Source organism: Burkholderia sp. BCC1208, from assembly GCF_902833095.1.
In the GTDB taxonomy this organism is placed as follows: Bacteria; Pseudomonadota; Gammaproteobacteria; order Burkholderiales; family Burkholderiaceae; genus Burkholderia.
Window position 1 is genome coordinate 41,423 of the sequence record NZ_CADFDY010000004.1, and the last position, 16,615, is coordinate 58,037.

General features: G+C 67.3%; 15 protein-coding genes. 8 read left to right on the top strand and 7 right to left on the bottom strand.

Annotated elements, in window-relative coordinates; translation table 11 throughout:
- Positions 1 to 45 precede the first annotated feature (45 nt).
- The 7 genes from HWX09_RS10475 to HWX09_RS10505 all read right to left on the bottom strand — a co-directional run bounded on the left by HWX09_RS10475 (position 46) and on the right by HWX09_RS10505 (position 8,248).
- Positions 46 to 963 (bottom strand): ABC transporter permease subunit, encoded by a 918-nt coding sequence (locus HWX09_RS10475; RefSeq protein WP_027785691.1) that lies wholly within the window; start codon positions 961 to 963, stop codon positions 46 to 48.
- Positions 964 to 967: 4 nt separating this feature from the next.
- Positions 968 to 1,978: an ABC transporter permease subunit gene (locus tag HWX09_RS10480; RefSeq protein WP_027785692.1), complete on the bottom strand. Its 1,011-nt coding sequence runs from the start codon at positions 1,976 to 1,978 to the stop codon at positions 968 to 970.
- A 110-nt stretch (positions 1,979 to 2,088) separates the two neighbouring features.
- Entirely contained in the window at positions 2,089 to 3,717 is a 1,629-nt protein-coding gene (locus HWX09_RS10485; RefSeq protein ID WP_027785693.1) for an ABC transporter substrate-binding protein, read from the bottom strand.
- A 321-nt stretch (positions 3,718 to 4,038) separates the two neighbouring features.
- Positions 4,039 to 5,346, bottom strand: a complete 1,308-nt coding sequence (locus tag HWX09_RS10490) for an MFS transporter (protein WP_027785694.1) — start codon at positions 5,344 to 5,346, stop codon at positions 4,039 to 4,041.
- A 190-nt stretch (positions 5,347 to 5,536) separates the two neighbouring features.
- The gene (locus HWX09_RS10495) at positions 5,537 to 5,848 is read right to left on the bottom strand and encodes a high-potential iron-sulfur protein (RefSeq protein ID WP_027785695.1); all 312 of its coding nucleotides are present in this window, start codon (positions 5,846 to 5,848) and stop codon (positions 5,537 to 5,539) included.
- A 153-nt stretch (positions 5,849 to 6,001) separates the two neighbouring features.
- Positions 6,002 to 7,111 (bottom strand): NAD(P)/FAD-dependent oxidoreductase, encoded by a 1,110-nt coding sequence (locus HWX09_RS10500; protein WP_027785696.1) that lies wholly within the window; start codon positions 7,109 to 7,111, stop codon positions 6,002 to 6,004.
- Positions 7,112 to 7,267: 156 nt separating this feature from the next.
- Positions 7,268 to 8,248, bottom strand: coding sequence for an AAA family ATPase (locus HWX09_RS10505; protein WP_027785697.1), 981 nt, complete (start codon positions 8,246 to 8,248; stop codon positions 7,268 to 7,270).
- A gap of 249 nt (positions 8,249 to 8,497) precedes the next feature.
- Between HWX09_RS10505 and HWX09_RS10510 the strand changes: the two genes are divergently transcribed.
- From HWX09_RS10510 to HWX09_RS10545, 8 genes are all read left to right on the top strand, one after another.
- Positions 8,498 to 9,226, top strand: a complete 729-nt coding sequence (locus tag HWX09_RS10510; RefSeq protein ID WP_027785698.1) for a nitroreductase — start codon at positions 8,498 to 8,500, stop codon at positions 9,224 to 9,226.
- Between the two features lie 146 nt (positions 9,227 to 9,372).
- Complete coding sequence (locus HWX09_RS10515; RefSeq protein WP_027785699.1) at positions 9,373 to 9,861, top strand: hypothetical protein; 489 nt, start codon at positions 9,373 to 9,375, stop codon at positions 9,859 to 9,861.
- Between the two features lie 5 nt (positions 9,862 to 9,866).
- A complete protein-coding gene (locus HWX09_RS10520; RefSeq protein WP_027785700.1) occupies positions 9,867 to 10,682 on the top strand; it encodes an endonuclease/exonuclease/phosphatase family protein in 816 nt (271 codons plus the stop codon).
- A 310-nt stretch (positions 10,683 to 10,992) separates the two neighbouring features.
- Positions 10,993 to 11,763 (top strand): ferredoxin--NADP reductase, encoded by a 771-nt coding sequence (locus tag HWX09_RS10525; RefSeq protein WP_027785701.1) that lies wholly within the window; start codon positions 10,993 to 10,995, stop codon positions 11,761 to 11,763.
- A 415-nt stretch (positions 11,764 to 12,178) separates the two neighbouring features.
- The gene (gene rqpS / locus HWX09_RS10530) at positions 12,179 to 12,994 is read left to right on the top strand and encodes a quorum system sensor histidine kinase RqpS (RefSeq protein WP_027785702.1); all 816 of its coding nucleotides are present in this window, start codon (positions 12,179 to 12,181) and stop codon (positions 12,992 to 12,994) included.
- Positions 12,995 to 13,001: 7 nt separating this feature from the next.
- A complete protein-coding gene (gene rqpR, locus HWX09_RS10535; RefSeq protein WP_027785703.1) occupies positions 13,002 to 13,658 on the top strand; it encodes a response regulator transcription factor RqpR in 657 nt (218 codons plus the stop codon).
- A 213-nt stretch (positions 13,659 to 13,871) separates the two neighbouring features.
- Positions 13,872 to 15,278: an amino acid permease gene (locus HWX09_RS10540; RefSeq protein WP_027785704.1), complete on the top strand. Its 1,407-nt coding sequence runs from the start codon at positions 13,872 to 13,874 to the stop codon at positions 15,276 to 15,278.
- 254 nt (positions 15,279 to 15,532) lie between these two features.
- Entirely contained in the window at positions 15,533 to 16,558 is a 1,026-nt protein-coding gene (locus HWX09_RS10545) for an XdhC family protein (protein WP_027785705.1), read from the top strand.
- Positions 16,559 to 16,615 lie beyond the last annotated feature (57 nt).

Consider the following 16,615-nt stretch of genomic DNA (forward strand, 5'->3'; position numbering starts at 1 on the left):
CCCTTGGGGGGCAACGAACGAAGAGAGTGTGGGGGTCGTTTCATATCACGCCATCCGCTTCAGTTTGGGATCGAGCGCGTCGCGCAGCCCGTCGCCGAGCAGGTTGATCGCGAGCACCGAAATCAGGATCGACAGGCCGGGCATCGTCACGATCCACCATGCGTTGTCGATGTAGTCGCGCGCGGACGCGAGCATCGCGCCCCACTCGGCGGTCGGCGGTTGCACGCCGAGGCCGAGGAAGCCGAGCGCGGCCGCGTCGAGGATCGCCGACGAGAAGCCGAGCGTCGCCTGCACGATCAGCGGCGCCGTGCAGTTCGGCAGCACCTGCGAGAACATCAGGCGCAGCGTGCCGGCGCCGGCCACGCGCGACGCGGTCACGTATTCCTTCTGCAGCTCGCCGAGCGCCGACGCGCGCGTGAGGCGCACGTAGGCCGGCAGCGCGACGATCGCGATCGCGAACATCGTGTTGGTGAGGCCGGGGCCGATGATCGCGACGACCGCGACCGCGAGCAGCAGCGACGGCAGCGCGAGCAGCACGTCCATGATGCGCATCACCGGCGTGTCGGCCCACTTCTGGAAGAACGCGGCGACGAGCCCGAGCACGATGCCGGGAATCAGCGCGAGCACGACCGACACGAAGCCGATCCAGAACGACATCCGCGCGCCGAACATCAGCCGCGAAAGAATGTCGCGGCCCGCTTCGTCGGTGCCGAGGACGAATTGCCAGTTGCCGCCGGCGAGCCACGCGGGCGGAATCTTCACGTAGTCGCGGTATTGCTCGACCGGGCTGTGCGGCGCGATCAGCGGCGCGAGCAGCGCGACGACGATCAGCACGATCACGACGATGCCCGCGCCGACGGCGCCGCGGTTGCGCGAGAAGTTGGCCCAGAACTCGCGCAGCGCGAGCGCACGGCCGCCGGCCGGCGCGGATTCGCTCGGCAGGGTATTTTGCAGATTGCTCATGGGATTACCTCGTGTGGCGGATGCGCGGATTCAGCACGCCGTACAGCAGGTCGACGACCAGGTTCACGACGATCACGAGCGTCGCGATCAGCAGGATGCCGCCCTGGACGACCGGATAGTCGCGGCGGCCGATCGCATCGATCAGCCACTTGCCGACGCCGGGCCACGAAAAGAGCGTCTCGGTCAGCACGGCGCCAGCAAGCAGCGTGCCGATCTGCAGGCCGATCACGGTGACGACCGGGATCAGCGCATTGCGCAGCGCATGCACGACGACCACGCGCACGGGCGACAGCCCTTTCGCGCGGGCGGTGCGGATGTAGTCCTCGCGCAGCACCTCGAGCATCGACGAGCGCGTCATCCGCGCGATCACCGCGAGCGGGATCGTGCCGAGCACGATCGCGGGCAGGATCAGGTGGCTCACCGCCGACTTGAACGAGCCTTCGTCGGGCGCGAGCAGCGCGTCGATCAGCATGAAGCCGGTCGGATGCGGGAAGTCGTATTCGACCGCGATGCGCCCCGACACGGGCGTCCAGCCGAGGTACGACGAGAACACCATGATGAGGATCAGCCCCCACCAGAAGATCGGCATCGAGTAGCCGGTGAGCGCGGTGCCCATCACGCCGTGATCGACGACCGAGCCGCGCCGCAGCGCGGCGATCACGCCGGCCGGCAGCCCGACCGCGAGCGCGAACACGAGCGCGCACAGCGACAGCTCGACGGTCGCCGGGAAGCGCGCGAAGAATTCGCCCGCGACGCTCGTGTTGGTGATGATCGACGTGCCGAGGTCGCCGTGCAGCGCCCGGCCGATGTAGTGGAGATACTGCAGCGGCAGCGGCTCGTCGAGCCCGAGGCGTTTCATCGCCTCCGCGTGCATCGCGGGATCGACGCCGCGCTCGCCCATCATCACTTCGATGGGGTCGCCCGGTATCAGGTGAATCAGCGCAAACGCCAGGATGGTGATGCCGATGAAGGTCGGGATCACCATCCCCACGCGGCGCAACACGAATGTGAACATGATGCGTCTCGTATTTTCTTGTGGGAAATGTGCGACCGGCGACGGGAAGCTTTTGGCCTCCCGCCGCCGGATGAGTTAGCCGGTCTTCGCGACAGCTTACGACAGGCGTGTTACTTCACGCTAACCCCGTCGAAGCGGGCATAGCCGAGCGGTTCGATACGCATGTCGACCACGTTCTTGCGCACCGGTTGATAGACCGTCGAGTTCGCGATCGGCGAGAACGGCAGCTGTTGCGCGAAGATCTGCTGCGCCTGCGTGTAGAGCTTCGTGCGCGCGTCCTGGCCCGTCGTCGTGCGGCCCTTCTGGACCAGCTCGTCGAACGGCTTGTAGCACCAGTGCGAGAAGTTGTTGCCCTTGATCGCGTCGCAGCCGAGCAGCGTGCCGAGCCAGTTGTCCGGATCGCCGTTGTCGCCCGTCCAGCCGATCAGCATCGTGTCCTGCTCGCCCGCGTGCGCGCGCTTGATGTACTCGCCCCACTCGTACGTGACGATCTTCGCCTTCACGCCGATCTTCGCCCAGTCGGCCTGGATCATCTCGGCCATCAGGCGGGCGTTCGGGTTGTACGCGCGCTGCACGGGCATCGCCCACAGCGTGATCTCGAAACCGTTCGGGAAGCCTGCCTTCGCGAGCAGCGCCTTCGCCTTCGCGGTGTCGTAGGCAGCCATCTTCAGGTTCTTGTCGTACGACCATTGGGTCGGCGGCATCGGCGCGGTCGCGGCCTGGCCGGCGCCCTGGTAGACGGACTCGAGGATCGCCTTCTTGTTGATCGCCATGTCGAGCGCCTGACGCACTTCGAGCTTGTCGACCGGCTTGTGCTCGACGTTGTACGCGAGATAGCCGAGGTTGAAGCCGGCCTGCGACGGCATGTCGACGTTCGAATCGGCCTTCAGCGTCGCGATGTCGGCCGGGCGCGGATAGCTCATCACCTGGCATTCGTTGCGCTTGATCTTCTGCACGCGCACGCCCGGATCCGGCGTGATCGAGAAGATCAGCTTCGACAGCTTCACCGCACCCTTCTTCCAGTAATCAGGATTGCCGTCGAAGCGGATCGTCGCGTCCTTCGTGTAGCTGCGGAAGATGAACGGGCCCGTGCCGATCGGCTTCTGGTTGATGTCGGCGGCCTTGCCGGCCTTCATCAGCTGGTCGCCGTATTCGGCCGACAGGATCGACGCGAATTCCATCGCCATGTTCTGGATGAACGGCGCGTTCGGCTCGGCCAGCGTGAACTTCACGGTGTACGGATCGACCTTCTCGATCTTCGTGATCAGCTTGTCGAGACCCATGTCGGTGAAGTACGGGAACGACACCGGGTACGCCTTGCGAAACGCGTTGTTCGGATCGAGCATGCGCTCGAACGAGAACACGACGTCGTCCGCATTGAACTCGCGCGTCGGCTTGAAGAAGTCGGTCGTGTGGAACTTCACGCCGTGGCGCAGGTGGAACGTGTACACCTTGCCGTCGGACGACACGTCCCACTTCTCGGCGAGGCCGGGTTCGACCTTCGTGCCGCCGCGCTCGAATTCGACGAGGCGGTTGTAGACGGTGAACGTGGCGGCGGTGAAATCGACGCCGGTCGTAAATTGCGCGGAATCGAAACCCGCCGGGCTGCCTTCTGAGCAGTAGACGAGCGTTTTGTTCGGGATCTGTGCGAATGCAGAGCCCGCGACGCCGAGCGATGCCGCTGCCACGCCTGCAATGGCGGTAACACGCAGGGTGTGCAACAGACGGTTGTATTCCATGTTTCCTCCAGGTCTCCAGATCGGAACCGGCCCCGCCAGGGAGCCGGCGTACGCGGATATTACTTGAGCTAGCGATTTTGCAACAAGCTGGAGAAAAAACTCTTCTAGACGCGTGCGCACGGGTTTTTGCCGATGTCTGCCGCGAATGAAAGATGCGAAGACGCGCGCGAGCGTCCGTTCCGCTCATCTCGCGCATGTTTCGTTCGACGACTAAACAATTCAGACGCGAACACGAAGGTTCGGCATGCGATTTTCATCGTTGGCCGGCCATCGTTGCATTTCGCGAAACGATGCGATGACGGCATTCGAGCCGTCATGCGCTCACGCCGGCGCGTCGAGATCGGCGCTGCGCGCGGGCACGAACGCGACCGCGACGATCGACAACGCGAGCCCCGCCATCACGTAATAGGTCGGCGCGAGCGGCGTGCCCGTGACCTTGATCAGCCACGTGACGATGAACTGGCCGAAGCCGCCGAACAGCATCACCGCGACGTTGTACGCGATCGACAGCCCGGTCGAGCGCACGTTGGCCGGGAACAGCTCGGCGATCATCGCGCCGAACGGCCCGTAGTAGCCCGCGAGCGTCACCGACAGCACGGCCTGTACCGCGATCAGCCGCCCGATGCTCGGCGCCGCGTCGAGCCACGCGAACAGCGGATACATCAGCGCGAGCGTCAGCACGAGCGACCACAACGACAGCCCCTTGCGGCCGATGCGGTCCGACCACGCGCCCGCGACCGGCGACAGCACCACGAGCAGCAGATTGCCGACGATTCCCGCGTAGAACGATTCGGCGTACGGCAGATGCAGCTGCTTCACCGCGAAGGTCGGCAGATAGATGATCAGCGCGTAGATCGTCACGGTCAGTGCGATCACCGAGCCGAACCCGCACAGCACCTCGCGCGGGTGGCGCGTGAACACTTCGCCGAGGGTCGCTCGGCGCGCGCTCTGCTGCGCATGCAGGAACGCTTCGGAATCGTCGAGATTGCGGCGGATGTAGAAACCGATCGGACCGATCACGAGCCCGAGGATGAACGGCACGCGCCAGCCCCAGCTGCGCAGCGCATCGGGCGACAGCCCGCGCGTGACGGCCGCGCCGACCAGCGCGCCGATCAGCAGCGCGCCCGCCTGGCTCGCCATTTGCCAGCTGCCGTAGAAGCCGCGTTTCGAGAACGGCGCCGCTTCGATCAGCAGCGCCGTCGCGCTGCCGAATTCGCCGCCCGCGGAGAAGCCCTGCAGCAGCCGGCCGAGCACGATCAGGATCGGGCCGCCGATGCCGATCGCCGCGTAGGGCGGCGCGATCGCGAGCAGGAAGATGCCGGCCGTCATCAGCAGGATGACGAGCGACAGCGCGGCCTTGCGGCCCGCGCGGTCCGCGTACAGCCCGAACACGATGCCGCCGATCGGGCGCATGAAGAACGCGACGCCGAACGTCGCGGTGGTGAGCAGCAGCGACGAGTATTCGCTGGAGGTGGGAAAGAACAGCTCGGCGATCACGACCGTCATGAAGCCGAACACCGTGAAGTCGTACCACTCGAGCGCATTGCCGATCACGGCGGCCACCACCGCGCGCCGGTTCAGCGCACGCTCGGGCCGGGCCGTTTTCGTTGAATTCGCAATCGTCGCCATGCGTGCCTCGTCCTCGTGGATTCGCCGTGTCGGGCAGTTCGGCGCGCGGGGTGCCGCGGCGCGCTGGTGTGCAGCGAGTGTAGAAAGCGACGGAACCGTTTTCAAGCAATAAAAAACGCCCGCCATCGAACGACAGCGAGCGTGTTGCGGTTTTCGCCACAATGCGGCATCGCACGACGCCGCACGGGCCTCAACCCATCTTCGAGAAAGCGCTGCACCAGCCCTTCGCCGACACCTGCTTGCCGGGGAACGCGCCGCACGGGCCCGAAGCCGAGCCCTTCTTGCCCTGGTACAGCATGCAGGCCGCACAATCCTGGCCCGCTGCGTATTTCGGATACTTCGTCTTGTCGACCTTTGTGGCATCGGCCTTGTAGCCGAGTGCCGCCGCGGTCGGATCGGTTTCCGACAGCATCGGCGCATCGGCCAGCGCTTCGCGCGACAGCGCCAGCGCGGACACGGCACCAATGCTCGTGATCAGGAAACTCCGACGGGATGTTTTCATGGGGGACTCGCTCCAACGTTATCGGTTTGAAAGCCGTTCTCGCGACGGCGTTCGACAGAATAACGCCCAAGCGGACAAATGTGCGCGCCGAAATGCCGGAGATAAGGGATTTCACACGGGTTTCGGCCGGCCCGCACGGCGCCGGCCCGTGCGTCACGCGCGCGACACCATGTCGCCGACGCGCTGCGCGAGCGCAAGTGCGGCGGTGAGCCCCGGCGACTCGATGCCGAACAGGTTCACGAGCCCGCGCACGCCGTGCTGCGCGGCGCCCTGCACGATGAAGTCGGCCGGCGGCTCGCCGGGCCCCGCGACCTTCGGCCGGATGCCCGCGTACGCCGGCTGCAGCGCATCGTCGGGCAGGCCCGGCCAGAATGCGCGGATCGACGCGTAGAACGCGGCCGCGCGCGCCGGATCGACTTCGTAGCGTAGCGAATTGCACCATTCGACGTCCGGGCCGAAGCGCGCCTGCCCGCCGAGATCGAGCGTCAGGTGTACGCCGAGCCCCGCTCGATCGGGCATCGGATAGATCAGGTGCGAGAAGGGCGCACGGCGCGACAGGCTGAAATAATTGCCGCGCGCGAGATAGAGCGGCGGCACCCAGCGTGGATCGAGGCCGCGCGTGCGGCGCGCGAGCGCCTGCGCACCGAGGCCCGCGCTGTTGATCACGCAGGTGGCGTCGATCTCGGCCGGCGCGGCGCCGCCGGTGCGCACGATGAAGCGCCCGCCGCGCAGTACGTCGATCGCTTCGACCGGGGATTGCAGCGCGCACACGGCGCCGTCGCGTTCCGCATCGCCGAGCAGCGCGAGCATCAACTGGTGGCTGTCGACGATGCCCGTCGACGGCGAGAACAGCGCCTCCACGCATTCGAGCGCGGGCTCGAGCGTCTGCGCTTCCGCACGCGTGAGCGGCAGCAGGTCGAGCACGCCGTTTTCGGCCGCGCGCGCGGCGATCGCCTTCAACTGCTTCACCTGCGCGGCGCTCGTCGCGACGAGCAGCTTGCCCGTGCGCCGGTGCGGCACGTGATGCGTGTCGCAGAATTCGTACAGCAGGTCGCGCCCGCGCACGCACGACACCGCCTTCAGCGACCCGCGCGGATAGTAGAGCCCCGCGTGAATCACCTCGCTGTTGCGCGAACTCGTGCCCGTGCCGATCGCGTCGGCCGCCTCGAGCACGATCGTTTCACGCCCGCGCGCGGCGAGCTCGCGCGCAATCGCCAGACCGACGACACCCGCGCCGATCACGACACAATCCGTCTGCTCCATGGCTTTTCGCGCTGCTCGCGCGTCGAAGGGGGAGAGAAGAATTGTACGTCCCGGTTCGCCCGCTTGCCGAACGCATGCGCATCGCGTCGCGTGCGATACGGCCCACCGCGCAACGAACGCCACGCGCGCACGCGCTGCCGTGCGCGCGTGGCCGCGTCAGAAGCCGATCGGCCGGCGCTTCGCCGCGCCTTCGTCGGCGCGGATGTCGGCCGGCGCGATCGCGTCGCGGCCGTCGAGCCGCGCGGCGCCGAACGCGTGCAGCAGCGCGCGGCGCATCGTGCGCGGCGGCGTCGCGGCCAGCACGTCGAGCGCATCGTCGCCGAGCGTATCGGGAAAGCGCCGCCCCCACGCATGCGACGTGCGGATCTCGTCGTAGATCGTCTGCGCGATCCGGCGCGCGCCGGCCGCATCGGGCGGCGCGATCTCGTACACGTTCATCCGGTTGAGCAGCGGCTCGGGAATCGCGTGCGCATCGTTCGCGGTCGCGATCCAGATCACGTTGCCCGCGTTGATCGGCACTTCCGCGAATTCGTCGACGAAGGCGCGCGCCGTGTCGTGCTCGAGCAACGCATACAGCGCACCGAGCGGATCGTATTGCGCATCGCTGCCGGCCTTGTCGATCTCGTCGACCGCGATCACCGGGTTCGCATAGCTGCCGTTCACGAGCGCGTCGAACACCTTGCCGGGCTTCGCGTTCTTCCATTGCGACGACGCGCCCGACAGGATCCAGCCGGCCGTCAGCGAACTCATCGGCACGTAGTGGTACGCGGTGCCGAGCAGGTGCGCGAGCGCCTTCGCGAAATGCGTCTTGCCGATCCCGGGCGGCCCGAGCAGCAGGATCGGCATCAGTTCGAGCCGGTCGTCCGTTTCGAGACACAGCGCGATCTGCTTGCGTACGTCATCGAGCGGCTCGCCGAAATTCGGCAACGCTTCGCCGAGCGCGTCGAACGACGGCATCCGGTTCGGCTTCACGCAGAAGCGCAGATTCCCCGTCTTGAGCATCCTCTCGTAGGTCGAGCGCAGGGCGTCGCTCGCGCTCTCGTTCAGGTCGCTCAGCGCCGTCTCGACCTGCTCGAGGTCGTACACCGTGCTGAAGGACGCCACCGCCAGTTCCTGTTTCACCATCGCCGTCGTCATACCTGCCTCGCTGCACTTGCCGTCACACACTCATCAGACCCTTACGAATTCAGTGTAGCGATCCCGCATCGCCATGCAAGCAAGCAGCCAGGCGCGTCTGCTGCTAACAGCGCGCGCCCGCTGCACGCTCGTGCGTCGCGGCGTATGATCGAAAGTTCACAAGGCTCGCGCCGGGCTCGCCGATGGCGCCCGCGCGCCGCGCGCATGCGGCCGCGCACCTCGCCTGACGCCTCGCCCGAAGGGTTGCCGATGTCCGTCCCCGCTGCTTCTCCGCGCGTCGACTCCGACGCGATCCGTTCCGTCGATGCCGTCGACGCCGCGCTCAAGTCGCGTCGTTCGGTCCGGGCGTTCCTGCCGACGCCCGTGCCGCGCGACACGATCGAGGCGATCCTCGAAGCCGCGAGCCGTGCGCCGTCGGGCACCAACATCCAGCCATGGCGCGTGTACGTCGCGACGGGCGCCACGCGCGACGCACTCGCCGCCGCGCTCACCGCGGCCTACGACGATCCGGCGCGCGACGAGAAATACGTCGCCGAATACGACTACTACCCGCGCGAATGGGTGTCGCCGTATATCGACCGGCGCCGCAAGGTCGGCTGGGATCTGTACGGCCTGTTGAACATCCGCCGCGACGAGAAGGCGCGCATGCACGCGCAGCACAGGCGCAATTTCCGTTTCTTCGATGCGCCGGTCGCGCTGTTCTTCACGCTGGACCGGGTCATGACACGTGGCGCGTGGCTCGATTGCGGGATGTTCCTGCAAGGCGTGATGACGGCCGCGCGCGCCCGCGGCCTCGATACCTGCCCGCAGGCCGCGTTCGTGCCGTTTCACCGGATCGTCGCCGAACACCTCGGCATTCCGCCGAACGAACAGTTCGTCTGCGGGATGGCGCTCGGCCATGCCGACCCCGACGCGATCGAGAACCGTCTCGTCACCGAGCGCGCGAGGGTCGCCGAGTTCACGCGCTTTTTCGCTTGAAAACGCATGACGCGGCCTTACCTGCCGAGCAGGACCGCATCGTGCTGCGAACCTGTCGCGGCACGTCCCGTCACATCACGACCGAAATCGATCGGGCGTAAGATGTGCGTCCGTTCCCCGCTATCCCGCGTTTCCGGAGACGTTTCATGCTGAAACACGGCCTGGCCGTCCTGCTTGCGAGCGTCGTGCTCGCCGCCCATGCGCAGAGCCCCGCGCCGGCCGTCGTCGCATGGGAAATCCAGGTGGTGCGCGACGGTCAGACGATCGACACGTTCCAGCAAAACACCACCGTGGGCCAGTCCCGCACCGATACCCATCGCTATCCGGCCGCCGTGCCGGTGGGCTGCGGCAATGCCGCGCGCGTCGTGCCGACCGAGCGCTCACGCTCGGTGACGGTCGCCCCGCTCGCCGTCGACGCCAACGCGAACACCGTGTCGCTCGGGCTCGACGTGCAGGAAACGCTCGACGACGAAAACGCGACGCGCGGCGATCCGTGCTTGCCCGCGTCGCCGCGGCAAATCGTCGCGAGCCACCCCGGCCTGTCGGTCGGCGGCGACGCCTGGACCGACTGGACGCTCGTCGAGCAGCATCCGCATCTCGTCTACCGCGTGCGCGCGCACGTCTCGAAGGACTGAACCTCATGTCCGCCGATGCCCTCTCCCTGCCGTTCGCCGAACCGCACGCCGCGCCCGACGAAATCACCGCCGTCAGCTGGAACCTGCACAAGGGCCGCTCGCCGCTCGGCTTCACCGCGTGGAACGCGATGCGCAACTGGATGCAGTCGATGCACGCCGACGTGTATTTCCTGCAGGAAGCGATGGCGCGCCGCATGCCGCGCCCGATGCTCGCACCGGGTTTCGGCGCGCCGATGGACGACACGGTCGACGACGTGTGGCATTGCCAGGCCACCGAGATCGCGCAGGCGCTCGACTGGCAGATCGCGCTCGGGCCGAACGTGTTCAAGCCGTCGTGGCGGCACGGCAACGCGATCCTGTCGCCGCATCCGCTCGACCTCGGCGGCCGCTGGGACATCTCCGCGCACCGCTTCGAGCGCCGCGGGCTGCTGGTCGCGCGCGCGACGCTGGCGGGCGCACGCCCGGTCACGCTGCTGTGCGCGCACCTCGCGCTCACGCGCGCCGCGCGGCTGCGCCAGATGCACTGGATCGCGCACTGGATCGAGCGCAACGCGGGCGACGGCCCGCTGATGCTCGCCGGCGACTTCAACGACTGGCGCAACGATTCGGTCGCGCTGTTCGGCGAGATCGGGCTGTCCGAGGTCGCGACGCTGCTCGGCGAATCGGGCCGCACGTTCCCCGCGTTCTCGCCGGCGCTCGCGCTCGACAAGATGTTCGTGCGCGGCCTGACGCCGCTCGAATGGCGCGCGCCGTCCGGCGAAGCCGCGTGGCTGTCGGACCACCTGCCGTACATCGCGCGCCTGCGCCTCGATCCGCAGTAACCCGCCGGACGGCCGCGCCCTCTCAGTCACGGCGCCGTCGGAGCGTCCGGGCCTCGGCGCGAAACGGGCGGCCCATCGCCGAAAGCCCGTTGCAAGGATATGTTGCGCCAAATCCGCGCAGCCGCGGGGGTCAAGCCCGCGATCCGCGTCAACAGGGTAAAATAACGAGTTCCTCAAACGTCTGTCATCGAGAAGGCGCGTGTCCGACGCGCCGGCCGGCCGATCCGCGATCGGGCCGTCGCACTCGGTTTTTTTTGCCCGTTTTTGGGCCCGTTACACGCGTTCGCCACGCGCGTCCGTTTTCAAAGCCATGAGCAAATACGACACCGCCACCGTTCAATCCGTCCATCACTGGACCGACACGCTTTTCAGCTTCACCTGCACCCGTGAGGCGAGCCTGCGCTTCAACAACGGCGAATTCACGATGGTCGGCCTCGAAGTCGACGGCAAGCCGCTCGCGCGTGCCTATTCGATCGTCAGCCCGAACTACGAAGAGCATCTCGAATTCTTCAGCATCAAGGTGCAGAACGGCCCGCTGACGTCGCGCCTGCAACACCTGAAGGTGGGCGACACGGTGCTGATCGGCAAGAAGCCGACGGGCACGCTGGTGGCCGACAACCTGCTGCCGGGCAAGACGCTGTGGATGCTGTCGACGGGCACGGGCCTCGCGCCGTTCATGTCGATCATCCGCGATCCGGACATCTACGACCGCTTCGACAAGGTGATCCTGACCCACACGTGCCGCCTGAAGGGCGAGCTCGCGTACATGGACTACATCAAGCACGACCTGCCGGGCCACGAGTACCTGGGCGACATCATCAAGGAAAAGCTCGTCTACTACCCGACGGTCACGCGCGAAGCGTTCGACAACGAAGGCCGGATCACCGACCTGATCGCGACGGGCAAGCTGTTCACGGATCTCGGCGTGCCGGCGTTCTCGCCGGAAAACGACCGCGTGATGCTGTGCGGCAGCACCGCGATGCTGAAGGACACGACCGAGCTGCTGAAGCAGGCCGGCCTCGTCGAAGGCAAGAACAGCGCGCCGGGCCACTACGTGATCGAGCGCGCATTCGTGGACTGATCGATCCCCCAATTTGCGCATCATCAAGAACCGGAGCAAAAGCTCCGGTTTTTTTTCGTCCCTACTTGGCGAATTCGTAACAAACTGGGACCATTCCATCTCAAATAGTTACATTTTGATACGTCATCGCCGGGTGTTCGGGTGTCAGTGTTTTTCCTACAACACCTTCATTCCGATTATTCACATTTACCCTTAAATGACCGCCCGACATGACCTTTTCGGAAATTTTGAGATATTATTCGGCCCGCGTGGTCGTCGTTCCGATGAGTATGGAAGGGTCGGATGCAAGTGTTACAAGACGTAACTTTTGTTACTTCGGCATGGAACGATTCTCTGGCGGCGACCGTCATCGAAACGGCAGCCAGCCCACGCAGCCAGCCGGTGTCTGAACCGCTTTCTGACAGCAGGGAGAGTCATGGATACGTCGCTTAACGCGCCCTTGGGCGCCCACGCCCCGTTCCCGTCACGGCAGCGCATGCCCGGCCGCGCTGCTACTCCGCCCATGGCCGACGAAGCGTCGAAGCGCGACGCGTCCGCCGCCCGGATCGCGGCACTTTCCGCCCAGCTTCTCGCCGCCGACGAAGCGGCCCGCCGCCATTTGGCCGGCGAGCTGCACGACGGGCTCGGCGCCGAATTGACCGCCGCCCGCTTCGCACTCGCAAACGTTCAAACGTGGCTGCCGGCCGATGCGCCGGAAGCCTGCCTGCGCGCGCTGACGCTGGCGCAGCAGGCGCTCGACGCCGCGACCGACGCGAATCGCCGGCTCATCGACGAGCGCGACACGCCGGCACTCGATGGCGGCATGGTCGGCGCGCTGTCGTCGTGGATCGACACCCATGCGGCGCGCACGGGCCTGCGCACGAGCTTCGTGTGCGCGGCCGACGCCCGCCTGACCCAGCTCGCCGGCACCAGCGCGCTCGCTGTGTTCCGCGTCGCGCAGGAAGCGCTGTCGAACGTCGCGAAACATGCGCGCGCGACGTCGGTCGACGTCCGGATCATCACCGACGGCACATATCTGTCGCTGAGTGTCGCCGACGATGGGACCGGTTTCGCCCGGCGCCGCCGCAGCGGCTACGGCCTGGCCGGCATGCGCGCCCGCTGCGAGGCGTTCGGCGGCAGCTTCGAGACGGCCACGCCGGCAACCGGCCGCGGCACGCGCGTCACCGCGCGCTTCGCATGGGCTTCGCTGCTCGCGGTGCCCGGCGCGGCACGCCGCACGTCGCTTTCGTGAGGTCGCGATGAGCCTGAACATCCTGCTCGTGGACGATCATGCGATCGTCCGGCAAGGGATCCGCCAGTTGCTGATCGACCGCGGCGTCGCGCGCGACGTGACCGAGGCCGAGTGCGGCGGCGACGCGATGGCCGCCGTCGACAAGCAGGAATTCGACGTGATCCTGCTCGACATCTCGCTGCCCGACACGAACGGCATCGAGGTGCTCAAGCGCCTCAAGCGCAAGCCGACGCGCGCGCCCGTGCTGATGTTCTCGATGTACCGCGAGGACCAGTACGCGGTGCGCGCGCTGAAGGCCGGCGCGGCCGGCTACCTGTCGAAGACGGTCAACGCCGCGCAGATGATCGGCGCGATCCAGCAGGTCGCGGCCGGCCGCAAGTACGTGAGCCCCGCGATGGCCGAGGCGCTCGCCGAATACGTGTCGTTCGAGAACGAACCGCTGCCGCACGAGAAGCTGTCGGACCGCGAATACCAGACGCTCTGCATGCTCGCGTCGGGCAAGCGGCTCACCGATATCGCGAACACGCTGTCGCTGTCGGTGAAGACGGTGAGCGTGTACCGGTCGCGGCTGCTCGAGAAGATGCGGCTGTCGAACAACGCGGAACTCACGTTCTACGTGATGAGCAACCGGCTCGTCGACATGGCGCCCGCGGCCGGCGCCTGATCCCCAGCCAACCCGAATTCGTCCGATCCGGCGTAGCAGCGCACGCCGCGCCGCACCCAGCCGCGCCCGTTTCGCGCACAAACGCTTGTTTTATCGGACGATTGCGCCGCGCGCCGCTGCGCCGCCGCGGGGCTGGCACGCCAAATCGGCTAAAATTATGGGTTTTCACTTAGTTGGCGCGCCGTGCCCGCGCGTGCCGGCGATTCATCCGCAATGTCCCTCTTCCGCAAGAAAAACGTCGATCGCATGATCGCCGGCGCGCAAGCCGCCGGGCTCAAGAAAGCGCTCGGCGCGATCGACCTCACCTTCCTCGGCATCGGCGCGATCATCGGCACCGGCATCTTCGTGCTGACCGGCACCGGCGCCGTCCAGGCCGGCCCGGCGCTGATGCTGTCGTTCGTGATCGCCGCGATCGCGTGCGGCCTCGCCGCGCTGTCGTACGCGGAGTTCGCCTCGACGATCCCCGTCGCCGGCTCGATCTACACGTATTCGTACGCGACGCTCGGCGAGCTCGTCGCGTGGATCATCGGCTGGGATCTGATGCTCGAGTACGGCCTCGCGTCGTCGGCCGTGTCGGTCGGCTGGTCGGGCTACCTGCAGTCGCTGCTGCAGGGCTTCGGGCTGTCGCTGCCGGCCGTGCTGACGGCCGCGCCCGGCGCGGTGCCAGGCGTCACCACGTGGTTCAACCTGCCCGCGTTCCTCGTGATGATCGTGATCACGACGCTGCTGTCGATCGGCATCCGCGAGTCGACCCGCATCAACAACATCATGGTGTTCATCAAGGTGTCGGTCGTGCTGCTCGTGATCGCGGTCGGCGTGTTCCACGTGACGCCCGCGAACTGGAAGCCGTTCATGCCGCACGGCTGGAACGGCGTGTTCGGCGCGGCGGCCGTGATGTTCTTCGCGTTCATCGGCTTCGACGCGGTGTCGTCGGCGGCCGAGGAAGTGAAGAATCCGAAGCGCGACCTGCCGATCGGCATCATCGCATCGCTCGCGGTGTGCGCGGTGCTGTACGTGACGGTCGCCGCGGTCGCGACCGGCATCGTGCCGTCGGCCCAGTACGCGAACATCTCGCATCCGATCTCGTACGCGCTGCAGGTCGCCGGCGAGAAGTGGGTGGCGGGCTTCATCGATCTCGGCGCGGTGCTCGGCATGCTGACCGTGATCCTCGTGATGAGCTACGGCCAGACGCGCGTGATCTTCGCGATGTCGCGCGACGGGCTGCTGCCGGCCGCGCTGTCGCGCGTGCATCCGCGTTTTGCGACGCCGTTCCTGACGACCTGGCTGGTCGGCCTGTTCTTCGGGCTGATCGCCGCGCTCGTGCCGCTCAACGTGCTCGCCGAGCTGATCAACATCGGCACGCTCGCGGCATTCTCGATGGTGTCGATCGCCGTGCTCGTGCTGCGCCGCACGCACCCCGAACTGCCGCGCGCGTTCCGCTGCCCGGGCGTGCCCGTGGTGCCGATCCTCGCGGTCGCGTCGTGCCTGTTCCTGATGCTGAACCTGCAGCCCGTCACGTGGGCCGCGTTCGGCATCTGGCTCGTGATCGGCCTCGTGATCTACGCGCTGTACTCGCGGCACCACTCGAAGCTCGCGCACGGCCACCCCGACGCGCACTGAGCGCCGCCATGGCGCGCCTTCCGCGGTGCGCCATGACGAACCCACGCGGGGCCGGCTCCGGCCCCGCACGCCCCTCTCTCCCGCACTCTCGGCCACCGCGCGATCACTGTCCGATCGTCGCGATGTCTTGCCCGATCCTCCGGATTTGCCTGCGCCCGCCGGCGCGCCGCCTGCACGCGCGCGCCGCGCGGTTCATAATTCCGCCATCGAACGACGGCGCCGCGCGGCGGGCCGTCCGGCAACAGGAAAAAACGATGGAAAGCGTCGATCTCGATGTACTGAAATCCAGCGCGCGCTGGCTCGAAGAAGGGCGCCGCGTGCTGCTCGTGACGGTCGTGAAGACGTGGGGCTCGTCGCCGCGCCCCGAAGGCGCGATGCTCGCGGTGCGCGAGGACGGCCTCGTGGTCGGCTCCGTGTCCGGCGGGTGCATCGAGGACGACCTGATCGCCCGCGTACATGCGAGCGGCATCGCGGCCGATGCGCGCCCGGAAGCGCTCAAGTACGGCGTGACGGCCGAGGAGGCGCACCGCTTCGGGCTGCCTTGCGGCGGCACAATCCAGCTCGTGCTCGAACCGCTCACGCGCGACAGCGGGATCGCCGCGCTGTGCGCCGAGGTCGAGGGCGGCCGCCTCGTCACGCGCACGATGACGCTCGCGACCGGCCGCGCATCGCTGTCGCCCGCGCAGGCGACCGACGGGCTCGCCTTCGACGGCGAGCGGCTCGTGACGATCCACGGGCCGCGCTACCGGATGCTCGTGATCGGCGCCGGCCAGTTGTCGCGCTATCTGTGCCAGATCGCGGTCGGGCTCGACTACCAGGTGACGGTCTGCGATCCGCGCGAGGAATACACGGATGCGTGGGACGTGCCGGGCACGCGCGTCGTCCACACGATGCCCGACGATACGGTGCTCGACATGAAGCTCGATGCGCGTTCGGCCGTGATCGCGCTCACGCACGACCCGAAGCTCGACGATCTCGCGCTGATGGAGGCGCTGAAGACGCCCGCGTTCTACGTGGGCGCGCTCGGCTCGCGGCGCAACAACGCAGCGCGGCGCGAGCGGCTGCGCGAATTCGATCTGAACGAAGTGGAACTGGCCCGGCTGCACGGGCCGGCCGGCATCTACATCGGCAGCCGGACGCCGCCGGAAATCGCGATCTCGATCCTCGCCGAGATCACCGCCGCGAAGAACAACGTGTCGCTGCCGACGATCCTGCAGGTCGAAGGCGCGAAGGCCGCGCGCGAAATCGCGGCGAACAGCGGCGCGGCCTGCGGGCTCTGACCCGCGGCGGCGGGCGGTAACGCTCGCGTCGGGCTCGGCCGCATGCCGCTGCCCCGG

What these genes read in the sequence shown, in the direction of transcription:
- HWX09_RS10515 (WP_027785699.1), top strand. Translation starts at nt 9,373, where the DNA reads ATGCTGAAACACGGCCTGGCCGTCCTGCTTGCGAGCGTCGTGCTCGCC.
- HWX09_RS10540 (WP_027785704.1), top strand. Translation starts at nt 13,872, where the DNA reads ATGTCCCTCTTCCGCAAGAAAAACGTCGATCGCATGATCGCCGGCGCG.
- HWX09_RS10495 (WP_027785695.1), bottom strand. Translation starts at nt 5,848, where the DNA reads ATGAAAACATCCCGTCGGAGTTTCCTGATCACGAGCATTGGTGCCGTG.
- HWX09_RS10510 (WP_027785698.1), top strand. Translation starts at nt 8,498, where the DNA reads ATGTCCGTCCCCGCTGCTTCTCCGCGCGTCGACTCCGACGCGATCCGT.
- rqpS (WP_027785702.1), top strand. Translation starts at nt 12,179, where the DNA reads ATGGATACGTCGCTTAACGCGCCCTTGGGCGCCCACGCCCCGTTCCCG.
- HWX09_RS10545 (WP_027785705.1), top strand. Translation starts at nt 15,533, where the DNA reads ATGGAAAGCGTCGATCTCGATGTACTGAAATCCAGCGCGCGCTGGCTC.
- rqpR (WP_027785703.1), top strand. Translation starts at nt 13,002, where the DNA reads ATGAGCCTGAACATCCTGCTCGTGGACGATCATGCGATCGTCCGGCAA.
- HWX09_RS10525 (WP_027785701.1), top strand. Translation starts at nt 10,993, where the DNA reads ATGAGCAAATACGACACCGCCACCGTTCAATCCGTCCATCACTGGACC.
- HWX09_RS10500 (WP_027785696.1), bottom strand. Translation starts at nt 7,111, where the DNA reads ATGGAGCAGACGGATTGTGTCGTGATCGGCGCGGGTGTCGTCGGTCTG.
- HWX09_RS10490 (WP_027785694.1), bottom strand. Translation starts at nt 5,346, where the DNA reads ATGGCGACGATTGCGAATTCAACGAAAACGGCCCGGCCCGAGCGTGCG.
- HWX09_RS10480 (WP_027785692.1), bottom strand. Translation starts at nt 1,978, where the DNA reads ATGTTCACATTCGTGTTGCGCCGCGTGGGGATGGTGATCCCGACCTTC.
- HWX09_RS10475 (WP_027785691.1), bottom strand. Translation starts at nt 963, where the DNA reads ATGAGCAATCTGCAAAATACCCTGCCGAGCGAATCCGCGCCGGCCGGC.
- HWX09_RS10505 (WP_027785697.1), bottom strand. Translation starts at nt 8,248, where the DNA reads ATGACGACGGCGATGGTGAAACAGGAACTGGCGGTGGCGTCCTTCAGC.
- HWX09_RS10485 (WP_027785693.1), bottom strand. Translation starts at nt 3,717, where the DNA reads ATGGAATACAACCGTCTGTTGCACACCCTGCGTGTTACCGCCATTGCA.
- HWX09_RS10520 (WP_027785700.1), top strand. Translation starts at nt 9,867, where the DNA reads ATGTCCGCCGATGCCCTCTCCCTGCCGTTCGCCGAACCGCACGCCGCG.